Raw genomic sequence first — 19559 nt, forward strand, 5'->3', positions numbered from 1 at the left:
GTGCGGCGGGGGCGGCAGGCGGGGCGGCATGGAGCGGGGCAGCGTCGGGCGCGACGGCTTTGATGGCCGACATGCCGGCTCCGGGAGCAGGTAGCTTGCCGCTTGTCCCGCACGCGTTGGCAGATGAGTCGAGTCGATCCATGCCTGCACCGGTACCCGCTTCGTCGGGACAAAATGCGGCGCCCGGCCCGTCGCTCGGTTATTCGACTCCGCCGCCGGTGTCCAGCGAACTGGAAGGCATGCCGAAGAAAGGCCCGGCAGCGCAAAGCGGGCCGTGCAATCTTCACGTCCCCGCGATTCCCACCGAGCTTCATACCGTTGATGCCGGATGCGTCAGCTATTTCCAGACGGGAGAGGACGGCAAGGCGGTACTCAAGGACAAGAAGCGAATCTGGCTGAATATGTCCGGCACGGAGGATTCGTACGACATCGGATACGCACCCGCGACGGCGACCGTAACGGCGATGATCTATATCAAGATCAACCTGAAGGACCAGTACTGGATCAAAGATGGAACCGTCTACATGGATCCATCGACAGGAAAACCGTTCTCGGTGCCGTTCAATAGCGATGGAAACCGTAAAGACCTGGTGATTAAGATCGTGGACCGGCCGGGTGGTCTGGGTCCCATATCGTCGAGCTTCAAGAAGCGCATCGAGGACGGGCTGAATAGAGGGAACTATTCGATGCAGCCGAAAGAATGCCCGCTGGGTAGTGCATGTACGTGCAAGGTCAAGCTGAGACTGGAAGTCGAACTGGTTCAAATTGGGCGATGCCATGCGGAGGTCAATCTGTTTCCGATGGCAACCCGGGCGGATTCGGGGAACTGGGGGGAAGTGAACGTCCAGTGGAACGGCCGGGAGAATCGGTACGTGCCGCTGAAAACGCAACATACGATCGTGCACGAGGCCGGCCACCTGTTCGGCTGGCCCGATGAGTATTTCCTGGATGGCGGGTCGGTGTATGGCAAATACATCAACTCGCAACACCTGGTCGACGTGAAGATGGCCCAGCTTGTCGACAACTGGCAGCGCGAGACCCCCACGAACTTGATGGGCCGGGGGGTGTACACGGAGAAGCCGGAAATTGCGAAGTACTACATGTACGGCTTCCGCAACTGGTTCAACAAGAAAACCGGGATTGAATGGGAGGTGCTGAAATGAAGCGCTCGATCTTGTTCCTGGTGATGTCAACGATTTCTTTCGGGGTGGCGGAAATGACGCTTGCACATGATCGTCCGGATTATTTCGAGATTCGTAGCGGACAGGGACAGCTCAATCCTTCGCCATCGATGGTCTTCACGGCCGATGGTCGAACGGTGTCGTACTTTTCGCGTGGGCGGGACATCGACCCGCTGCCGCCATCGAGTTACGTCGGAATCGGGAAATATACGGCGGATCTCACGGGAACCTATCGCCAGCATGTCGATATGGTCAAGGCGACGTTGAGCAGCAGGACAATCCCCCAGATCCGCGAAATCAACAAGGGGTCCGTGCTTGTCTATTCGTTCAACAAGGACGGCCACCATTACGAGGGCACGTACAACTATCAGTTCGACGATCAATTCAACAAGAACCTTTCGGTGCTTTATGACCTTGCCCACGATTTGCTGGCGCGTGGTACGCACGAGATCAATTTTCGTCCGGAATTTTCGGTGCGATCCACTGCCGACCATCTTGTCGTCGACGTGACGTTCGCAAACGATGGCAAGCAGGATGTGGCGATCGACGGTCCTGATCGTTGGTCGCCAGATCTGGCGAGGCCCGATGTGCAATACATGGAGATCAGCGGCGGCAACAAACTCGTGGGTTTCGACGTCAGGCTTGTCAGCAAATATCTGAACGACGCATCGCGTCGTAATCGGCGCGAAATCGTCGTCAAGCCCGGTCAGCCCGAGAAGATGGAATTCCTCGTGCCTTACGCGGATCTGACCTATGACGCCAATTCGCCGATGCGCCGTGTCGAGCCCGGCACCTACGTCTTCGCCGGCAAGATGAACGTCGACATCCTGCGTCCGCAGGAAATGGACGGACGGATCTTCACGCCGACGAATCGGTTGGAAAACGTGAACCTGACGGGGAAGTGACCCTGACGTGATGCGCGTTATACGAATCCTGGTGTTGGTGGCATTGCTTCCTTGCGCGACGGACATGGCGTCTGCGCGCGACGAGCATGGTCATTTCGAAATCCGGAGCAGCCCGGGGCAGATCAAGCCTGCGCCTCCATTGGGTTTCACGTTTGACGGCAATCGTGTCGCCTACTATTCGCATGGGCTGGATCTTGATCTCATGCCGCCGGCGAAGTATGTGGGAATCGGAAAATACACGGGAGAACTGAACGATCGTTACCGGCCGGAAATCGAGCAGATGCAGCGGATTCTGGCCAATAACGAGATCGCTTCGGTTCCGGGCCGGAATGTCGGATCGGTCCTCGCATATTCGTTCGATCGGAATGGAACGCATTACCAGGGGCAGCTTCAATATCGATCCAGCGACGAGATCAACGGAAAGCTGTCGTTTCTTTACGAACTTGCGCAGGATCTGCTGGATCACGGCACGCCGGAAATCAATCTGCACCCGACGTTCGCCGCGCGTTCCGAAGCGGGGAATCTGGTGGTCGATGTCGTGTTCGGGAACGACGGGACGCAGGAAGTGGTCATCGATGGCCCGGAGAAGTGGTTGCCGCGGCGCGCGCTCCTGAACGGGCAATACTTTCTGACCAGCGCGCGCAACGACGCTGGAGCGCGCTTCCAGGTCGCACTGGTCGAGAAGTACCTGAGTGCCGCTTCCCGCGCCTATGCGTCGGTGATTTCGGTCAAACCGGGGCAGTCGGTGAAGGTCGAATTCGTCGTGCCGCACGATGCGTTGACGTTCGATCCGGGCGCATCGCGGCAACAGATCCCCGGGGGCACCTATCAGATGTTTGGCGAAGCGAATGTCAACATCCAGTCGCCCTCGGAAATGAAAGGCAAAGCATTCATACGGATGGACAAACTGTCCGACGTCGATTTGACCGAACGGTAATGCGTAACCCGATGCTTCGACTCCAGGAACTGAACGTACCCCCCCCGTGAACCCCGAACCCACCCATCATGCCGACCCAATCTGACCTCATCCAGGCGTTCTTCCGCGGCTGGTCGCAGCACGACCGGTTTCTGTGGCTGACCACGCCGCTCGGCGCGGACAAGCTCGTCGCCGAGAGCCTGCACGGATGGGAGTCGCTCGATCACGGCGGCTTCCGGTTCCAGGTCACCGCGCTGACCGAGCGTCCCGACGTGCCGCTCGACAAGCTGATCGGTGCGCCGATCCTGATCGAATGGCAGGCCGCCGACGGGCAGGACGCACGGCGCCCGTTCCACGGCCATGTGATGGCCGCGGAGCTTGTCGGCTACAACGGCGGGCTCGCGCGCGTGCAGCTCGTCGTCGAACCGTGGCTCGCGCTGCTGCAGCAGCGCGTCGACAGCTACAACTTCGTGAACGCGAGCGTGGTCGAGATCAGTGAACAGGTTTTCGCGCACTACGCGCGTGGCGCGGTCGCCCCGGCCTGGCGCTGGGCGCTCGCCGCCCCCACGCGATATGCGAACCGCAGCCTGACCGCACAGGCCGGCGAATCGGACTTCGCGTTTCTCGAACGTCTGTGGGCGGAAGAGGGCATCTTCTACTGGTTCGAACACGAGGGCGACGCGCAGTCGACGAACCTCGGCAAGCACACGCTCGTTCTCGCCGATACGAACCAGCGTTTCGACCCGGCTGAACCCGAGGTCGTCGGGTTCCACCAGACGAGCGACGGCGATCCGCGCGGCGGCATCCGGCACTTCCTGAACGCGCGCCGCTGGCGCATCGGCAGCGTCGCGCGCGCCAGCTGGGATCATCGAAGCCTGTCGACTCGTCCATCCGGCGTGCGCGCGAACGGCGCGGTCGTGCCGGGCGAGGATCGCGACGTCGCCGGCCCGTACGCGTTCCAGACCACCGGGATCGGCGAACAGCGCGCACAGCAGCAACTCGACGCGCAGCGCGTGGCGGCGCTGCAGGCCGAAGGCAGCGGTACGCGTCGTGATCTGCGGCCGGGGCTGCACTTCGCGATGTCGCAGCATCCGTCGCTCGATGCGTCGCGCACGTTCGTGTGCCTGCGTGTCGAGCACGACGCGCGTGCGAACGTGGGCGCCGACGTGCACGGTGCGATCGCGCAGCGACTGGGCGAGATTCCGTCGATGCCCGACGCCGCACCCGGCGAGGCAGTCGGATACGGCGGCGCGCAGGCGCTGCATGCGGCAATCGACGCCACGACGCACGCTGGCGGCGCGCTCGTGGACGGCAACGAGGTGTACCGGAACCGCTTCGCCGCGTTGCCGTTCGACCAGGCCTATCGGCCGCTGGCGTCGAACGGGCACGGTGCGCGCGTGCATCCGGTCGCGGTGATGCCGGGCGCACAGACAACCGTCGTGGTCGGCGCGGGCGATCCGGTTCACACCGAACGCGATCACCGGATCCGGATCCAGCATCACGCGCAGCGTGGGCAGAATTCCGCGAGTCGCGAAGCGCATCCGCGCGCGGCGAATGCGCCGGCCGATCGTGGCGCCGGCACCTGGACGCGCATGGTGACACCGGTCGGCGGCGACAACTGGGGCGGCGTGAGCGTACCGCGCGTCGGCCAGGAAGTCTGGACCGAGTGGCTGGAAGGCCAGCCGGACCGGCCGGTTGCGGTCGCCGCGCTGTACAACGGGCGGGGCAACGCCGACGCGCAGCACAATGCGCTCGCGGGCGGCCCGAGCGGCAGCACGGCCAATGCGGCGGCCTGGTTTGCCGGCAACGACCATGCGGCCGTGCTGACCGGCTTCAAGACGCAGGACATGAGCGCGAGCCAGACCGGTGCGGGCGGCTCGCGGCAATTCATGCTCGACGATACGGCGGGCCAGTCGAGTGCGCGCCTTTACACGACCGATCACGGCAGTGGCCTGACGCTCGGCCACATCAAGCAGGTGCAGGACAACCGGCGTCTGGCCGATCGCGGCTACGGCGCCGAATTGTCGACGCAGGCGGCCGCTGCGCTGCGCGCCGGTGCCGGCCTGCTGATCAGCACGGCGCCGGGCGTGAACCAGATGGACGCGAGCACGGCGAGCCAGGTGCTCGCGCAGCAACGCGAGATGCTTCAGGGGCTCGCGGATTTCGCGCGCAAGCAGGGGGCGGAGCCGGGTGTGAGCACGGTGCAGCCCGGTGTCGCGAGTGCCGGCGCGAGCGCCGCGTCACCGCTCGCGGCGATCGACGGGCTGCAGCAGAGCGAGGTGTCGATCGGCGCGACGCGCGAAGGCAACGGCGCGGGCGGCGCCGGCGGCGGCGGTGCGGTTGCGTGGCAGCATCCGCATCTCGTCGCGCACGGCGAGGCCGGCGTCGTCGCGATGACCGCGCGAAGCCACGTGTGGGCGTCGGGCACGCAAACCGCGCTGAGCGCAGGATGCGACGTGCAGGTTACGGTCCACGGCAAGTCGAGCATCGTCGCGAAGGAAGGCATCGCGCTGTACACGCACGGCACCTCGGGCGGCAGCCGCCCGGTGCCGGCCGTCGGCATCGCGCTGCACGCGGCGACGGGCGCCGTCACCGTGCAGGCGCAGAACGCCGGGACGCTCGACGCCAATGCGCAGCGCGCGGTGACGGTGTCGAGCGCGCAGGCGAGCGTCGCGCTGCAGTCGCCGAAGCGGCTGCTGCTGACGGCCGCCAACGCGTTCCTGAAGATGGAAGGCAACGACATCGTGATCGGCGCGCCCGGCAAGGCGACGTTTCATGCGGCCCAGCACACGCTGGCCGGGCCGCGTTCCGCGAACGTGCAGCTGCCGTCGATGAACAAGCCCGCGTGCGTCGAATGCATGCGGGATCTCGCGCATCGCCACGAAGCGATCGCCACGCGCGGGTGACGCCGATGACAACGCTGCTTCAGACCTGGGAAACGACGGCCGCCGCGGAGCACATGGCGTTTCCGGATACCCATCGCTATCTGCTGGCCGATGCTTCGCAACTGCCGATCAACGCGGCGCCGTGGCGCGAGCTGATCGCGCAAGGGCGGGTTCACAACCTGCTCGCCGGTCAGCCGGAAGCGAGCAACCCGGAAGTCTGCGCGCTGGTGTGCGACTATCGTGCGCCGCACGTGTCGGCGTTGCTCGAACGGCAGTTCGCGCGGCGGCCGTTCGCGTTTCTGTCGCTGGTCAGCATCTATCCGCTCGACGAACTCGCGCCGAAACTTGGTATCCGGACGCGCGTGACGTTGCCCGACGATCGCGACGGCCTGCTGCGGTTCTACGATGCGGCGGTGTTCCAGACGCTGGCCGGCGCACTGTCCGGGTCGCGCTATCAGGCGCTGTTGTCGCCGTGCGTGTCGTGGACCTGGGTGTGTCGCGATGGAACCGTCGGTACGGTACGGCATCCTCGCCGGCACGAGCGGATCTTCTACGCGCGCGTGGACGCCCGCGAGCTCGACGCATTGCGCCGCGGCAGCCGGCCGGACGCCGTGCTGGCCGAGTTGCGGCGCAACGGCCGGATCCCGGCCGACGCGGATCCGTTCGACACATACGCGCGCATGCTCACACTGTTCGGCATGCTGGATGCACAGGGGCTGAACGACGACAGGCTCGCCTACCGGATTGGCGCGACGCTCGCGATGGTCGGCCACGTGCGGCTCGACGATGCGAGTGTCGCCGAGTGCATCGCCGCGCATCGGCACGATCACGACGCGTTGTGCGACGCATTGCTGGATCGCCTGCTCGAGCACGGCGAGGCAGCGAATGCCGCGACGGAACAGGAGGCGCAGCGATGAACGTGCCCGCGCTGTTTTCGTTGCGCGGCCGGGCCGGGCGCATGCAATGGTGGAGCGTGACGGTGCCGTTGCTGGTCGTCGGTTCGGTGTTCGACGGGCTCGCCGATCTGCCCGCCGCGCAGCGTGCGCAGACGATCGTCGACCTTGCCGGATGGGCATTCGCGATCGTGATGATCTGGCTGCTGGTCGCGGTGTCCGTGCGGCGCTGGCACGACATCGGCAAGTCCGGGTGGTGGACGCTCGTCCATGCAATTCCCGTCGTCGGCGCGTTCGTCGCGATCGCGATGAACGGGTTCGTCCGTGGCGACGACGTACATAACCGGTTCGATCCGCCGTCGCGCGGTGAAGGCAACAACGACGCAAGTTTGCGAGGGTATCGATGAAATTCAGGGCAGGGATGCACGTTTTGGCGCTGGTCGGGCTCGGTGTGCTCGCCGCATGCAGCAAGCACGGCGTCGACGTGTCGGCGGAGCCGCATAACGTGTGCGTCACCGGATACAACGAGTACGGCCGCAAGCTGCACGAATTCTGGCTCGACAACGAGCACAAGTCCGGGTGCTTCGGCAATCCGGCGGCGCGCGAGGACGGCGAGGCATTCGGCGGCGGCGGCGGCTTCGCGTGTGGCTGCAAGGTGACGCCGGGGCAGAAGGTGAAGCTGTACTGGGAATTCGCGCAACCGCTGGCCGACATTCAGCGCGGCATCCAGCCGGAGCGCAAGACGATCGACGTGACCATTCCGCAGCCGGAATCGCCGACGTCGCGCTATCTGCGCGTGTATTTCCGCAAGAACGGTACCGCCGAGCTGCAGTGGGTCGACGACATGAACGCACCCGAGCTCAAGCCGACCCAGGAGAAGTGAGCGCCATGGCCGAAATCAACCTGAAGAAGGACGCCGCAAGCGCGGAGACGGATCGCGTCAAGGCGGAAGCCGAGCAGATGTGCCCCGCATGCGAGCACATGCTGTGGGTCAGCTTCTATTTCGACGGATTCGGTTTCGGCGACAAGGAAGGACCACGAACCAATATCCTGAAGCTGTTCAACGCCGCATACGACAAGAAGAACAAGAACATGCGGCGCTTCTACTATCCGGGGCTCGGCGCCGATTTCGACCCGGAAGCCGGCGTCCTTCGGCAGGTATTGAAGGACAAGGCGCTCGACACCGCCGGCGAAAAGGCCGGCGACAAGCTCAAGGAGACGACCGTCGACAAGGCCAAGGAGAAGGGCATGAAGACGGTCGAGGACGCGTGGAAGCAGAGCGGCAGGAAGGGAAATTCCACGCTGAGCGGCCGCGTCGGCGACACGGTCGGCACGGTGTTCGACAAGGCGAAGGAAGGCGTGGGCGACGCACGGAAGCGGCTCGAGCGAGCGGTCGCGCGGCCGGGGGCGGAAAAGAACCGCGCGTTGCGTTACCTGAAGCGCGAATGGCGAGGGTTCTGGCGCGATGTCGTCAAGTATCCGTACCGGATTCCGAAGACGGTCCTGAAGGAGGTCGGCAAGGAAACGCTCGGCGCGCTGGCCGAGTCGTTCCAGCTCTCGCGCGACACGAAGCTCGGCGCCGCGCTGTTCAATACCGGCGTCGATACGCGCCTGAAGGCGGCGGACGAAGATTTCAAGGCGGCCGTGGCGGGCGCGAAGCAGGCGGGCACGATCAACAAGATTCATGTCGCGATCTTCGGTTACGACATGGGCGGCGGCCTCGCGCTGGCCTTTGCCAAACGGTTGCTCGAGGAAACCTGCAAAGGCGGGAAGTACGACGGCGTGGCGGTCAAGATCAAGTTCATGGGCCTGTTCGACTGCGTGACGAACCGTTTCGACGACAACCTGCTGACGGGCTACATTCCGTTGAGCAACGCGGTGTCTTCGGATCTGATCTTGTCGCCGGACATCGAGAAATGCGTGCACTATGCGGCCGCGCATGAACTGCGCGTGTACAAGCCGTTGACGATGCTCGGCGTCGATCCGGCCGACATGCGCGGCAGGCGGCAGGAGCGCCTCTTTCCCGGCGCGCAGGTGGACGTGGGCGGCGGCGCGATCGAAGGCGAGGACGGCATTTCCGACAAGCTTGCGCGCGTGCCGCTCGAGATGATGTACCACCGCGCATACGGCGCGGGCATTCCAATGCCGAGCCTGACCGCGCTGGCGAACGAGGACGGCGCACTGTATCAGCAGATCGTCGCGCCGCAGGAGGTCCAGGCCTTCCAGCTCGACTACCGGGTGACCGTCAAGAAGCTCGTGGCGACGACGCGCGAGATTCCGCCGCTGTCGCCGCTGGGCGCCGGCATCGGCTATCCGTCGGCGGCGCCCAGGCCGTCGACCGGGCCGCTCGATTTTCTCAATCCGAAGCCGCTGCCCGACATGACGGACGGTTGCCGTGTGCCCGACCGGACGCCGCCGCGCCCGGTCGTCGTGACCGACCTGCCGAAGGACATCCAGGGCGAGCTCAAGGGCCACATGGTCGTGTACATCCAGTGGCTGCGCATGTGGTACGACCGGGCCGAGAATCGCACGGCCGCGACACAGCGCAAGCCGGGGTGGCTCGGTGGCGCGGCGAATCCGCTGGCGTACGGCCGTTACGAGAAGCTGGTGCGCGAAATCGACTACCAGAAGCAGCACGGCACGCGCCCGGGATACGGGTTCGATCGGAAGCAGGCGATGAAGCAGCTCGACGGCGAGTTGCCGGCGTCGATGTTCAATACCGACCCGCAGGCGCAGGCGCTGTTCTGGCTGTGGAACAATCCTGGCGAGCGCCTGCCGCAAGTCGAAGCGATGTATCCGCTGTTCGTGAAGCACGTGCACGACAGCATGGCCGAGAGCGATATCGAGGCCGTGTGGAGCCACCTGGTGTCGATCAAGAACTACATGAATACGCGGGCGATGCAGAAGATCGCGACCGCGCCCGACAAGTCCTTCCTGGATCGCGTCGCGGACGTGTACCACTCGCTGGTGTCGACCGTATCCGCACCGTCCGGCACGACGGTCGTTCGATAGTCGGCCGGCCGCCGACCCACGCCGGCCGCCGACGCGCGGCCGGCCCGTGCGTTACTTCGAGATGTACCAGAGCGCGTCGGTGCTGACGCGCGCGGCCGGCTTCGTCGTGGCCGGCACCTGAGGCGTCGCAACGGGGGGCGGCGTGTTCGACGTCACCGCGGTGGGCCACGTCGCCGGCGTAGTCGACGGGGGCGATGCCGTCGACGCATTGGCGGTACTCGCGGTCGGTGCCGAACCCGACGTCGACGCCGTGTCGATGTACCAGAGCGCATCGGACGATGCGGTCCGCCTGGTCGACGCATTCGCTGCCGCCTGTTTCGCAGCCGGCGCGGCGGCAGCCGTTGCCGCCGTCGCGCCCGAACGCGGCGTTCCCGCCGCAGCCGTTGCCTGCGCCGTCGTCCCGGCTCCGCCACGCTGCGCACGCGCCTCGAACGGCCCGAGCTGGAAGATTAACGTTTGCGCGGGACGCGTCAGGACGGCATACGGGAACTGCAGCTCCCACGACATCAGCACGCGTCCCGACGACGTTTCGGTGAAGATCGCCGGCAGGTGCTTCATGTCGCTGAACTGCACGTAGACCCGTGCGCCGTCGTCGAACACCTGGGTCGGCTTGGCCTGGTCCGCTCCGGTGACCGTCCAGCCGAAGTTGTACGTGCCGGCCGGGCCGGCGGGGCCGCCCTGCGGGGGCGCCGGCGGCGGAGCCGACGAGATCGTGCGCGGGCGCGTGACCTGCTGCGGGGCGGACACGCTCAGGCTCGCGAACGGGTTGTACGCCTGGGCCTGTTGCGGCGGCGTAAAGGACGGTGGAAGGATGGGCATGGGAGTATCCGGCGAATCCGGCATGGTCCGGATTGCATCATAGACCTTGCGCGCATACGCGAGGCGCTTGTCGGGCGACGCGGAGTTGTACGCGCCGATCGCGTTCCAGTTGGCGCCGAGCTGGCGGATGTTCTGCGACAGGATCCACGCGCCGACATACGCGTTCGTGCACGCATCGAACAGGCTCTCCCGCGTGATGCCTTCGCGCGCGAGCGTCGGCAGCCAGGTGCTGTTGATCTGCATCAGCCCGATGTCGACCGTGCCGTTCGTGTTGGTGTTGACGGCGTTCGGGTTCATGCCCGACTCGACCTGCGCGATGCCGCGCATCAGGCTGACGCTCACATGCTGGAACGCGGCCGCGTCGTCGAGGCAATCGGCCCGCGCGACGCCGTGCAGTGCGCACGACAGCGCAATCGTCGAGGCGATTTTCAGCGTTTCTCGGCTGATCGAACGGGTGGTCTGACGCGGCATGGCAGGATGGGGCGGAATCCGGGCGCCCGGTGCAAGGAAATTACGCGAGACGCGAAGTTTGCCATAGCGAGCAGGCAAATGGCTCGCGTCAAACTTTCCTTTGCATTTGCGCATGCGCCCGACACGCCTTTTTATCGTGTCCGATCACGGCGTCCGGCGAAGCATTATCGGTAAATATGGCCGGATTTCCCGGTGAATGCCGGGGCAATGGCGGCGCCGGAATACTGACGCATCGCGTCATTCATCCCGGGAAACCGGTGCTGAATCAAACCGGATGAAAATCGGCAGGCAGCCGATACCCGCGGTGAAACGGGCGATGAAAAGGCGATCGGTAAACACGCCGGCGGCCGGTGCCGCCGTATCGGCCGATGCGGATTCGGCCGGCCGCACGGCGGACAGCCGGCCGTTCTGCATCAGAAGCGGTGACGCAGGCCGAGGTTGACCATCGTCTGCGAGCTCATGCCCGCGTAGCCATACGAACCGATCGACGCCTGCGCGGCCATCGAGCCGCCGTTGCCGTCGCCGGTCCGGCCGCTTGCGTGCTGGTACGCGGCAGTCAGGTAGACGTCGGTGCGCTTCGACAGGTTGTAGTCCGCGCCGGCCGATACCTGGTGATAGGTGGCCGACGTGTCGCCGCCCGAGCGCGTATAGCTGTAGCCGACGCCGACCAGCAGCGCGTTCGTCGCCTGGTAGTTCATGAAGCCTTGCCCGGTGTTGTAGTGCTCGTTCGAGTTGAATACGGAGCTCGCATCGCGGCGGTACTGCGCGTTGCTGTAGCCGACGCCGAACGTGAACGGGCCGGCGACGTACTGGCCCGCGATGCGCGCGATGCCGATCGAGTGCGCGCTCGCATAACCGTTGTTGATCGGGCCGTCGAAGGTGCCGTCCGACGAGCTGGTCCAGCCGTTGCGCAGCGTGTTCGACGCGGGGCTGTTGGTCGCGTGGAAGTACCCGCCCGCGACGCTGAACGGCCCGTTGTTGTACGACACGGCGGCCGAATACGATTGCGCGGCGCCGGTGCTGCCGGCGATGCCGCCGAACGAATACATCGCGGAGAACTGCAGGCCCGCATAGACGGCCGACGTGTACTTCACCGCGTTGTCGACGCGGAAGCTGTTGTCGTAGTTGTCGACGTCGCCGGGCGTTGCGAACACGCTGCCGAGATAATTGTCGGCGGTGATGCTCTGCACGAGATCGACGAGCGGATCGTACTGGCGGCCGAACGTGAGCGTGCCGTAGCGGTCGCTCGTCAGGCCGACGAACGCCTGCCGGCCGAACATGCGGCCGCCCTGGCCCTGCCGGCCGTTGCTCGGGTCGAAGCCGTTCTCGAGCTGGAACAGCGCCTTCAGCCCGCCGCCGAGATCCTCGGTGCCTTTCACGCCAAAGCGGCTGCCGGCAAGGTTGCCCGCGCTGCTGTTGCCGAGCATCCACGCGTTGTCCTTGCCCTGCGCATGGTTCACGTAGGTGATCGACGTGTCGATCACGCCATACAGCGTGACGCTCGACTGCGCATGCGCGACGGGTATCGCCGCGAATGACGCGATCGAAATCAGCGAGAGGGTCGTGCGTTTCATTTCATCTCCTTGCGCATTGGCTTGTGTTCGTGATCCGGAATGGCAGGAGACTACCGAGTGCGATTGAAACGGAAAAACGAAATTCTCTTTTGTGGCTTGAGGCAGACAGGGATGTGCTCCAGTCTCGACGATCGAGGGATTTGAATTATTGAAAATTGCGTATCAATTGATTGTCATTTCGCGATTTGGCCATTCCGGCTTGCATATCTCGCGATAATTTCGACCGATTCGACGGGGAGTCGAGGTGGTTCGGATATTGTTATCGATCCGTCAAATAACTATTTAATGAATCGATTTGGCCGCGGTGTAATGAATGTGTTAACGACGCGTCGGGCGACGGCATCGCGGCGGCGCCACCCTTCCTGTCGTGTTGTCGCGGCGCGCATGGCACGCCGGTCGTCGATCCGGTTTTGTATATAATAATCATTCTCATTTACAAGATCGTTGACGCCTGCGCACCCCGGAACCCGGCCATGTCTGCTGACCAGCTGTCTCTCCATCGAGAAATCGACGCCCTCTATACCGGCCACCACGCGTGGCTGCGCGGCTGGTTGAGCCGGAAGCTCGGTTGCGCGCACCGCGCGGCCGACCTGGCGCACGACACCTTCATGCGCCTGCTCGCACGCGACGAGCCGATCGGCGCCGACGAGCCGCGCGCGTTCCTGACCACGGTCGCGCAGCGCGTGTTGAGCAACCACTGGCGGCGCGAGCTGATCGAGCGCGCGTATCTCGATGCGCTCGCGCAGCGCCCCGAAGCGTATGCGCCGTCGCCGGAGGAGCGGGCTGTCGTGCTCGAGACGCTGCTCGAAATCGACCGGCTGCTCGACGGCCTGCCGCTCGCGGCGAAGCGTGCGTTCCTGCTTGCGCAACTCGACGGGCTCACGCAGGCCGAGATCGCGCGCGAACTCGGCGTGTCGCTCGCGACGGTGAAGCGTTATCTCGTGAAGGCCGGCACGCAGTGTTTCTTCGCGATGGCGGCCTGACCGATGGCCGCCCCGGGAGCGCCGGCGGTGCCGCCGCAGGTTGCGCGTCGCGCGGTCGAATGGTGGGTCGACCGGCAGGCCGGCCGCACCGGCGAAGCGTTCGACGCCGCGCTCGCGCGCTGGCGCGCGGAGGATCCGGCGCACGACGCGGCATGGCGCCATATCGAAACGATGCAGCAGAGGTTGGGCGGGCTCACGGCCGGGCTCGACCCGCAGGCCGCGCACGCGGCGCTGCTGTCGCCGCGTGCGGGCCGCCGCCGCGCGGCCGTGAAGGCGCTGGCCGTGCTGCTGTTCGCGGGCGGCGCCGCATGGATGGCCGAGCCCGCGCGGCGCGCGGCGATCTGGCCGGTGGACCTGCGAACGGCGGTCGGCGAGCGGCGCACGGTGACGCTCGCGGATCGCACGGTCGTCGTCCTCGATACCGACACGGCGCTCGACGTGCGCTTCGACGCCGCCGCGCGCCGCCTGCGCCTGCTGCGCGGCACGATCATGGTGACGAGCGGCCACGACGATCGCGTGCCCGCGCGGCCGCTCGTCGTCGCGACCGCGCAAGGCGAGTTGCGGCCGCTCGGCACACGCTTCGCGGTGCGGCAGCGCGACGGCGCGACGCGAATCGAAGTGTTCGCCGGTGCCGTGCGCGTGCAGCCGGACGACGCGGCGGCACGCGCGCGCGTGATCGCGGCCGGGGAGGGTGCGGATTTCACGCGCGATGCGATCGGCGTGCCGGCACCGCTCGATGCGTATGCGTCCGCGTGGACGGGCGGCATGCTGGTCGCGTCGCGCATGCGGCTGGCCGACCTCGTCGCCGAGCTCGACCGCTATCGCCGCGGCAGCCTGCGCTGCGATGCGGCCGTGGCCGACCTGCGCGTGTCGGGCACCTATCCGCTCGACGATCCCGCGCGTGTGCTCGACACGCTGAAGGCGACGTTGCCGATCGATGTGCACTACCTGACGCGCTACTGGGCGACGGTCGTGCCGGCCCGTTCCTGAGCGTGTCGAAAAAAATTTCCGCCGACCTGAGCTGTTTCTCGATGTTCGCGTGACATGGGTAATGAAAGCAGCACTGGCCCATCGTCCACCGACTTCCCGATCATGGTTTCCATCCGTCTCACGTATCGGCGCCGTCCGGCGCCCGACCGACATCTGCCGCGCGCCGCGCGCCCGGCCGCACCCGCCGCGCCCGGGCACCTCGCGCGCCGGCTCGCCGGTGCCGTGCTGATGTCCGCGCTGCTGCCGCTGCCCGCGCTGGCCGACACCGGCACCGATGCGGCGCCGGCCGCGCAGCGCGCGGCACGCCGTGCGTTCGACATTCCGGCCGGGCCGCTCGAAGCGGCGCTGAACCGGTTCGGCCGCGACGCGGGCATCCTGCTCGCGTTTCCGGCCGAGCTGACGGCCGGCCTGACGAGCGGCGGCGTGCAGGGCCGCTTCGACGTCGACGGGGCGCTCGACCGCCTGCTGGCAGGCACGGGGCTCGTCGCGTTGCGGCAGCCCGGCGGCGGCTACACGCTGAAGCGTGCGGACGGCACGGTCGCACGACCCGTGGCGGCCGGCGTGGCCGCGGGCGCCGAGTTGCCGGCGATCATGGTGCGCGACAGCGCGCTGCGCGCCGAAAGCTATCGCGCGCCGAAGGAGGCGGGCGTGCTGCGTTCCGACATCCCGCTGCTCGACACCGCGCAGGCCGTCAACATCGTGCCGGCGCAGGTGCTGCGCGACCAGCGTCCGCGCAATCTGGACGACGCGCTCGGCAACGTCAGCGGCATCACGCAGGGCAACACGCTCGCGGGCACGCAGGACACGATCATGAAGCGCGGCTTCGGCGGCAATCGCGACGGCTCGGTCATGCAGAACGGGATGCCGCTCGTGCAGGGGCGCGCGTTCAACGCGGCGGTCGACAGCGTCGAGGTGCTGAAGGGGCCGACGTCGCTGCTGTACGGGCTGATGGACCCGGGCGGCGTGGTCAACGTCGTCACGAAACAGCCGCAGCTCGTGCGCTACAACGCGATCTCGCTCGGCGCGTCGACGTTCGGGCACGGCAAGAACGGCGGCAGCGCGACCTTCGATTCGACGGGGCCGGTCGGCGATTCGCGGCTCGCGTACCGGCTGATCGTCGATCAATCGAACGAGCAGTACTGGCGCAACTTCGGCGAATACCGGCAGACCTTCGTCGCCCCGTCGCTCGCGTGGTACGGCCGCGATACGCAGGTCGTGGTGTCCTACCAGTACCGGACCTTCCATTCGCCGTTCGATCGCGGCACGGCGCTCGACCCGCGTACCAACGCGCCGCTCGACATTCCCGCGCGGCGGCGCCTCGACGAGCCGTTCAACAACATGGACGGCGAATCGCACCTCGCGCAGCTGAGCGTCGATCACCAGTTCAACGCGGACTGGAGCGCGCATCTCGGTTACAGCTACAACCGCGAGACCTACGACGCGAACCAGTTGCGCACGACGGGCGTCGATCCGGTGAAGGGCACGCTGTCGCGCAGCAACGATGCGACGCACGGCTCGCTCAGCACCGACAGCTACGGGATCGGCTACGTGAACGGCAAGCTGTCGCTCGGCGGGATGCGGCACGACGTGCAGGTCGGCTTCGATACCGAATACCGTCGCATCTACCGCAAGGACATGCTGCGGCAGGCCGTGAAGACGCCGTTCAGCTATGTCGATCCCGTCTACGGGCTGCTGCCGCCGTCGAGCACGGTGTCCGCGAGCGACAGCGACCAGACCGACACGCTGCACGATGCGTCCGCGTTCGTGCAGGACACGATCCACCTGACCGACAAGTGGATCGTGTCGGGCGGGCTGCGCTACATCACGTACAACCAGGTCGCGGGGCGCGGCCGGCCGTTTACCGCGAACACCGATCTCAGCGGCTCGAAGTGGCTGCCGCGCGCGGGCGTCGTCTACAAGTGGACCGATACGTTCTCGCTGTACGGCAGCTATTCGCAGTCGCTGAAGCCGTCCTCGTCGATCGCGCCGATGACGGGCTACATCATCGACGGCGCGACGCCGCCCGAGGAAGCGACCGCGTGGGAAGTGGGCGGCAAGCTCGACCTGCCGGGCGGGATGACGGGCACGCTGGCATTCTTCAACATCGACAAGAAGAACGTGCTCGTGTCGCAATACAACGACGCGACCAAGCTGACCGACTGGCGCACGTCGGGCAAGGCGCGCTCGCGCGGGATCGAGCTCGACGTGTCGGGCCGGATCGGCGAGCGCGTGAACGTGATCGCGAGCTACGCGTACATCGACGCGAAGACGACCGAGGACCCGCTTTACGCGGGCAACCAGCTGTGGAACGTCGCGCGCCACACGGCATCGCTCGCGGCCGTCTACGATTTCGGCACGCTGGTCGGCGGCGACGACCTGCGCATCGGCGCGGACGTGCGTTACGTCGGCGCGCGGCCCGGCGATTCGGCGAACAGCTTCACGCTGCCGTCGTACGTGCTCGCCGACGCGTTCGCGACCTACGACACGCGGATCGGCAAGCAGAAGCTGTCGTTCCAGCTCAACGTGAAGAACCTCTTCAACCGCACCTATTACCCGTCGAGCGCGAACCGTTATTTCGTCGCGATCGGCGATGCGCGACAGGTGTCGCTGCTCACCACGCTGCAGTTCTGACCACGCAATCGCCGCGCGGCCGTCCCGGCGGCGCGCGGCTTCGGAGAAGATCCAGATGAACCGGAACATGAAAACCGGCGCCGTGCGCGCCTTTGCCACCGGTGTCGCCGGTGCGCGGCGCCGCGCGTTGCGCGCGATCGCGGGCTCGGTGCTCGCGATCGGCGCGGGCCTGGGCCTCGGGGCAGGGGCGGCTGCGCCCGCGCGGGCGGCCGATGCACCGCAGGCCGTCACGCGCGTCGCGATGCTCGTGCAGCTGCGCGGCCCGAACCTGAAGGTCGACGAACGCATCGGCCAGCATCTCGGCGAACGCGGCTACGCGGTGCGCCTGATCGACGAGTCCTCGACGCCAGACGCGGCGCGCGACGCCGACCTCGTCGTGATCTCGTCGACGGTGTCGTCGAAGAACGTGCGCCCCGGCTGGCGCACGCTCGACAAGCCGCTCGTCACGTGGGAAAACGACCTGCTCGACGATCTCGCGATGACGGGCAAGCGTCATGACGTCGACTTCGGCGAAACGGGCAAGGAGCGCTACCTGTGGCTCGTCAATGCGCCGCACCCGATCTCGGCCGGGCTGCCGGCCGGCGCGACGAACGTGTACGGCAAGCAGGCGCCGATGAGCTGGGGCAAGCCGGGGCTCGGTGCGGTCACGATCGCGACCGTGTACGGCCAACCCGACAAGGCCGCGATCTTCGCGTACGAGAAGGGCGCGACGATGGACTACGAAGCGCTCGCGCCGGCGCGCCGCGTGATGTTCTTCCTCGACAACGATACGTTCGCGAACCTGTCGCCGGCCGGTGTCGCGCTGTTCGATGCGGCGGTCGACTGGGCGGCCGGGCGGCGTTGACCGACGACGTCGGCTTTATGCCGGCTGCGGCGGCGCGCGCCGTCGTGACGCCGCCTCGATCAGTTGCGCGAGCTGCTGGGCCGGCTCCGACATCGTCCGCCGCGCGCGGTGCACGAGCCCGATGTCGCGGTGGAACGTGTGGTGTCCAAGGTCGATCGCGCGCACGCCGGCCGGCCAGCGGCGATAGACGGCGGTCTGCGGGACGATCGCGACGCCGACGCCGTTCGCGACCAGCTTGACGATCGCGTCGAGCTCGTCGAGCTCACACGTGTCGCGCACCGCGAGGTGCATCTTTCTCAGGAAACGATCGACCTGGCGCCCGCCGAACGATGCGCGGTCGTAGCGCACGAACGGTTCGCGCGCGAGCAGTTCGGCCCAGTCGTTGCCTTTCATGCCGCGCGGCACGATCAGGCGGAACGGTTCCTGCGCGAGCGTCGTCCAGTGCAGGTCGCTCTGCAGCGAAAACGGCGGCCGGATGATCGCGGCCATGTCGATCTCGCCAGCGTCGACCCGGTTGACCAGCTCGATCGACAGCCCCGGTATCACGCGCGTGCGGCACGCGGGATGCCGGCGATGGAAGTCGGCGAGCGCGGCCGGCAGCAGTGCGCTCTGCACCGACGCGATCGCGCCGATCGTCACGCGCACGGCGGCCGGCGAGCCGGGGGCCGTCGAGCTCAGGTTCTCGTACAGGCCGAGCAGCGCCTGCGCCTGGCCGAGCACGTGATGGCCCATTTCGTTGAGCCGCGCCGACCGGCCCTGCCGGTCGAACAGCGCGAAGCCGAGCTCGGCTTCGAGGCGCTGCATCTGCGCGCTGACGGCCGCCTGCGTGAGCCCGATACGGTGGCCGGCCGCGGCGAACGTGCCTTCCCGGGCGACGGCGACGAGGGTTCTCAGTTCGCGGATCATTCATCAATTCCGTTTGTGAATGACGAAACTATATATTGATTTAATTTTCGCTCGACCTTGACTACCATGGTGCCGTCCTCGCGCCACGCGAGCGTTCCATCACGAGGCAACCATGAGTCTTTCCCCGTTTCACCTGGCGATCCCGGTCTACGACCTGGCGGCCGCGCGCGATTTCTACGGCCGTGTGTTCGGGCTGGAAGAGGGGCGTTCGAGCGCGCAGTGGGTCGACTTCGACTTCTACGGGCATCAGCTCGTGATCCACGAGCATCCGAAGACCGCATCGCAGGAAGGCGCGCATACGAACGCGGTCGACGGTCACGACGTGCCGGTGCCGCATTTCGGGATCGTGCTCGACTGGGCGAGCTGGGAAGCGCTGGCCGAGCGGCTGAGATCGTTCGGCGTGACCTTCGTGATCGAGCCGTATGTGCGCTTCCAGGGGCAGGTCGGCGAACAGGCGACGATGTTCCTGTTCGATCCGTGCGGCAACGCACTCGAATTCAAGGCGTTCCGCGATATCGGCCAGTTGTTCGCGAAGTGACCGGCGGCGTT

The 19559-nt window shown here is 66.3% G+C and carries 16 protein-coding genes and 1 pseudogene; 13 read left to right on the top strand and 4 right to left on the bottom strand.

Annotation, left to right across the window (positions count from 1 at the left end; all coding sequences use genetic code 11):
• The 8 genes and pseudogenes from FOZ70_RS23570 to FOZ70_RS23605 all read left to right on the top strand — a co-directional run.
• A pseudogene (locus FOZ70_RS23570) lies at positions 1-1163 on the top strand (type VI secretion system tip protein VgrG); the annotation flags it as partial.
• The gene (locus FOZ70_RS23575) at positions 1160-2086 is read left to right on the top strand and encodes a hypothetical protein (protein WP_219706875.1); all 927 of its coding nucleotides are present in this window, start codon (positions 1160-1162) and stop codon (positions 2084-2086) included. The pseudogene FOZ70_RS23570 and the gene FOZ70_RS23575, both read left to right, overlap by 4 nt.
• A 34-nt stretch (positions 2087-2120) precedes the next feature.
• The gene (locus FOZ70_RS23580) at positions 2121-3023 is read left to right on the top strand and encodes a hypothetical protein (protein WP_219706877.1); all 903 of its coding nucleotides are present in this window, start codon (positions 2121-2123) and stop codon (positions 3021-3023) included.
• Between the two features lie 68 nt (positions 3024-3091).
• Positions 3092-5908: a type VI secretion system tip protein VgrG gene (gene vgrG / locus FOZ70_RS23585; protein ID WP_219706879.1), complete on the top strand. Its 2817-nt coding sequence runs from the start codon at positions 3092-3094 to the stop codon at positions 5906-5908.
• A 5-nt stretch (positions 5909-5913) separates the two neighbouring features.
• Positions 5914-6804 carry a DUF4123 domain-containing protein gene (locus FOZ70_RS23590; RefSeq protein ID WP_258025709.1) on the top strand — a complete coding sequence of 297 codons (891 nt, stop codon included), beginning with the start codon at positions 5914-5916 and terminating at the stop codon, positions 6802-6804.
• The gene (locus FOZ70_RS23595; protein ID WP_219706883.1) at positions 6801-7187 is read left to right on the top strand and encodes a DUF805 domain-containing protein; all 387 of its coding nucleotides are present in this window, start codon (positions 6801-6803) and stop codon (positions 7185-7187) included. Before FOZ70_RS23590 ends, FOZ70_RS23595 begins: the two co-directional genes overlap by 4 nt.
• Entirely contained in the window at positions 7184-7663 is a 480-nt protein-coding gene (locus FOZ70_RS23600) for a DUF3304 domain-containing protein (RefSeq protein WP_042973214.1), read from the top strand. The genes FOZ70_RS23595 and FOZ70_RS23600 overlap by 4 nt, the downstream gene beginning before the upstream one ends.
• 5 nt (positions 7664-7668) lie before the next feature.
• Positions 7669-9792, top strand: a complete 2124-nt coding sequence (locus FOZ70_RS23605) for a DUF2235 domain-containing protein (protein WP_219706885.1) — start codon at positions 7669-7671, stop codon at positions 9790-9792.
• 51 nt (positions 9793-9843) lie between these two features.
• Here the strand turns inward: FOZ70_RS23605 and FOZ70_RS23610 are convergent, their stop codons facing one another.
• The 3 genes from FOZ70_RS23610 to FOZ70_RS23620 all read right to left on the bottom strand — a co-directional run bounded on the left by FOZ70_RS23610 (position 9844) and on the right by FOZ70_RS23620 (position 12656).
• Positions 9844-11082, bottom strand: a complete 1239-nt coding sequence (locus FOZ70_RS23610; protein WP_124842409.1) for a transglycosylase SLT domain-containing protein — start codon at positions 11080-11082, stop codon at positions 9844-9846.
• 237 nt (positions 11083-11319) lie between these two features.
• Positions 11320-11496 carry a hypothetical protein gene (locus tag FOZ70_RS23615; protein ID WP_219706887.1) on the bottom strand — a complete coding sequence of 59 codons (177 nt, stop codon included), beginning with the start codon at positions 11494-11496 and terminating at the stop codon, positions 11320-11322.
• Positions 11496-12656, bottom strand: a complete 1161-nt coding sequence (locus FOZ70_RS23620; protein ID WP_219706889.1) for a porin — start codon at positions 12654-12656, stop codon at positions 11496-11498. Before FOZ70_RS23620 ends, FOZ70_RS23615 begins: the two co-directional genes overlap by 1 nt.
• 473 nt (positions 12657-13129) lie before the next feature.
• Here FOZ70_RS23620 and FOZ70_RS23625 point away from each other — a divergent pair, with 473 nt between their 5' ends.
• From FOZ70_RS23625 to FOZ70_RS23640, 4 genes are read left to right on the top strand one after another with little or no spacing between them, the layout of a single operon-like run.
• Entirely contained in the window at positions 13130-13639 is a 510-nt protein-coding gene (locus FOZ70_RS23625; protein ID WP_048025893.1) for a sigma-70 family RNA polymerase sigma factor, read from the top strand.
• Between the two features lie 3 nt (positions 13640-13642).
• Positions 13643-14629, top strand: coding sequence for a FecR domain-containing protein (locus FOZ70_RS23630; RefSeq protein ID WP_219706891.1), 987 nt, complete (start codon positions 13643-13645; stop codon positions 14627-14629).
• 54 nt (positions 14630-14683) lie between these two features.
• The gene (locus tag FOZ70_RS23635) at positions 14684-17260 is read left to right on the top strand and encodes a TonB-dependent receptor (RefSeq protein WP_219706893.1); all 2577 of its coding nucleotides are present in this window, start codon (positions 14684-14686) and stop codon (positions 17258-17260) included.
• Between the two features lie 55 nt (positions 17261-17315).
• Positions 17316-18104: a hypothetical protein gene (locus tag FOZ70_RS23640; protein ID WP_219706894.1), complete on the top strand. Its 789-nt coding sequence runs from the start codon at positions 17316-17318 to the stop codon at positions 18102-18104.
• A gap of 15 nt (positions 18105-18119) precedes the next feature.
• On the opposite strand, the gene FOZ70_RS23645 is transcribed toward FOZ70_RS23640, so the two are convergent.
• The gene (locus tag FOZ70_RS23645; RefSeq protein WP_048025896.1) at positions 18120-19010 is read right to left on the bottom strand and encodes a LysR family transcriptional regulator; all 891 of its coding nucleotides are present in this window, start codon (positions 19008-19010) and stop codon (positions 18120-18122) included.
• A gap of 112 nt (positions 19011-19122) precedes the next feature.
• Here FOZ70_RS23645 and FOZ70_RS23650 point away from each other — a divergent pair, with 112 nt between their 5' ends.
• Positions 19123-19548: a VOC family protein gene (locus FOZ70_RS23650; RefSeq protein WP_059497887.1), complete on the top strand. Its 426-nt coding sequence runs from the start codon at positions 19123-19125 to the stop codon at positions 19546-19548.
• The last annotated feature ends 11 nt before the right edge of the window (positions 19549-19559 follow it).

Source organism: Burkholderia sp. COPS (assembly GCF_019425585.1).
Lineage (GTDB): Bacteria > Pseudomonadota > Gammaproteobacteria > Burkholderiales > Burkholderiaceae > Burkholderia > Burkholderia cepacia.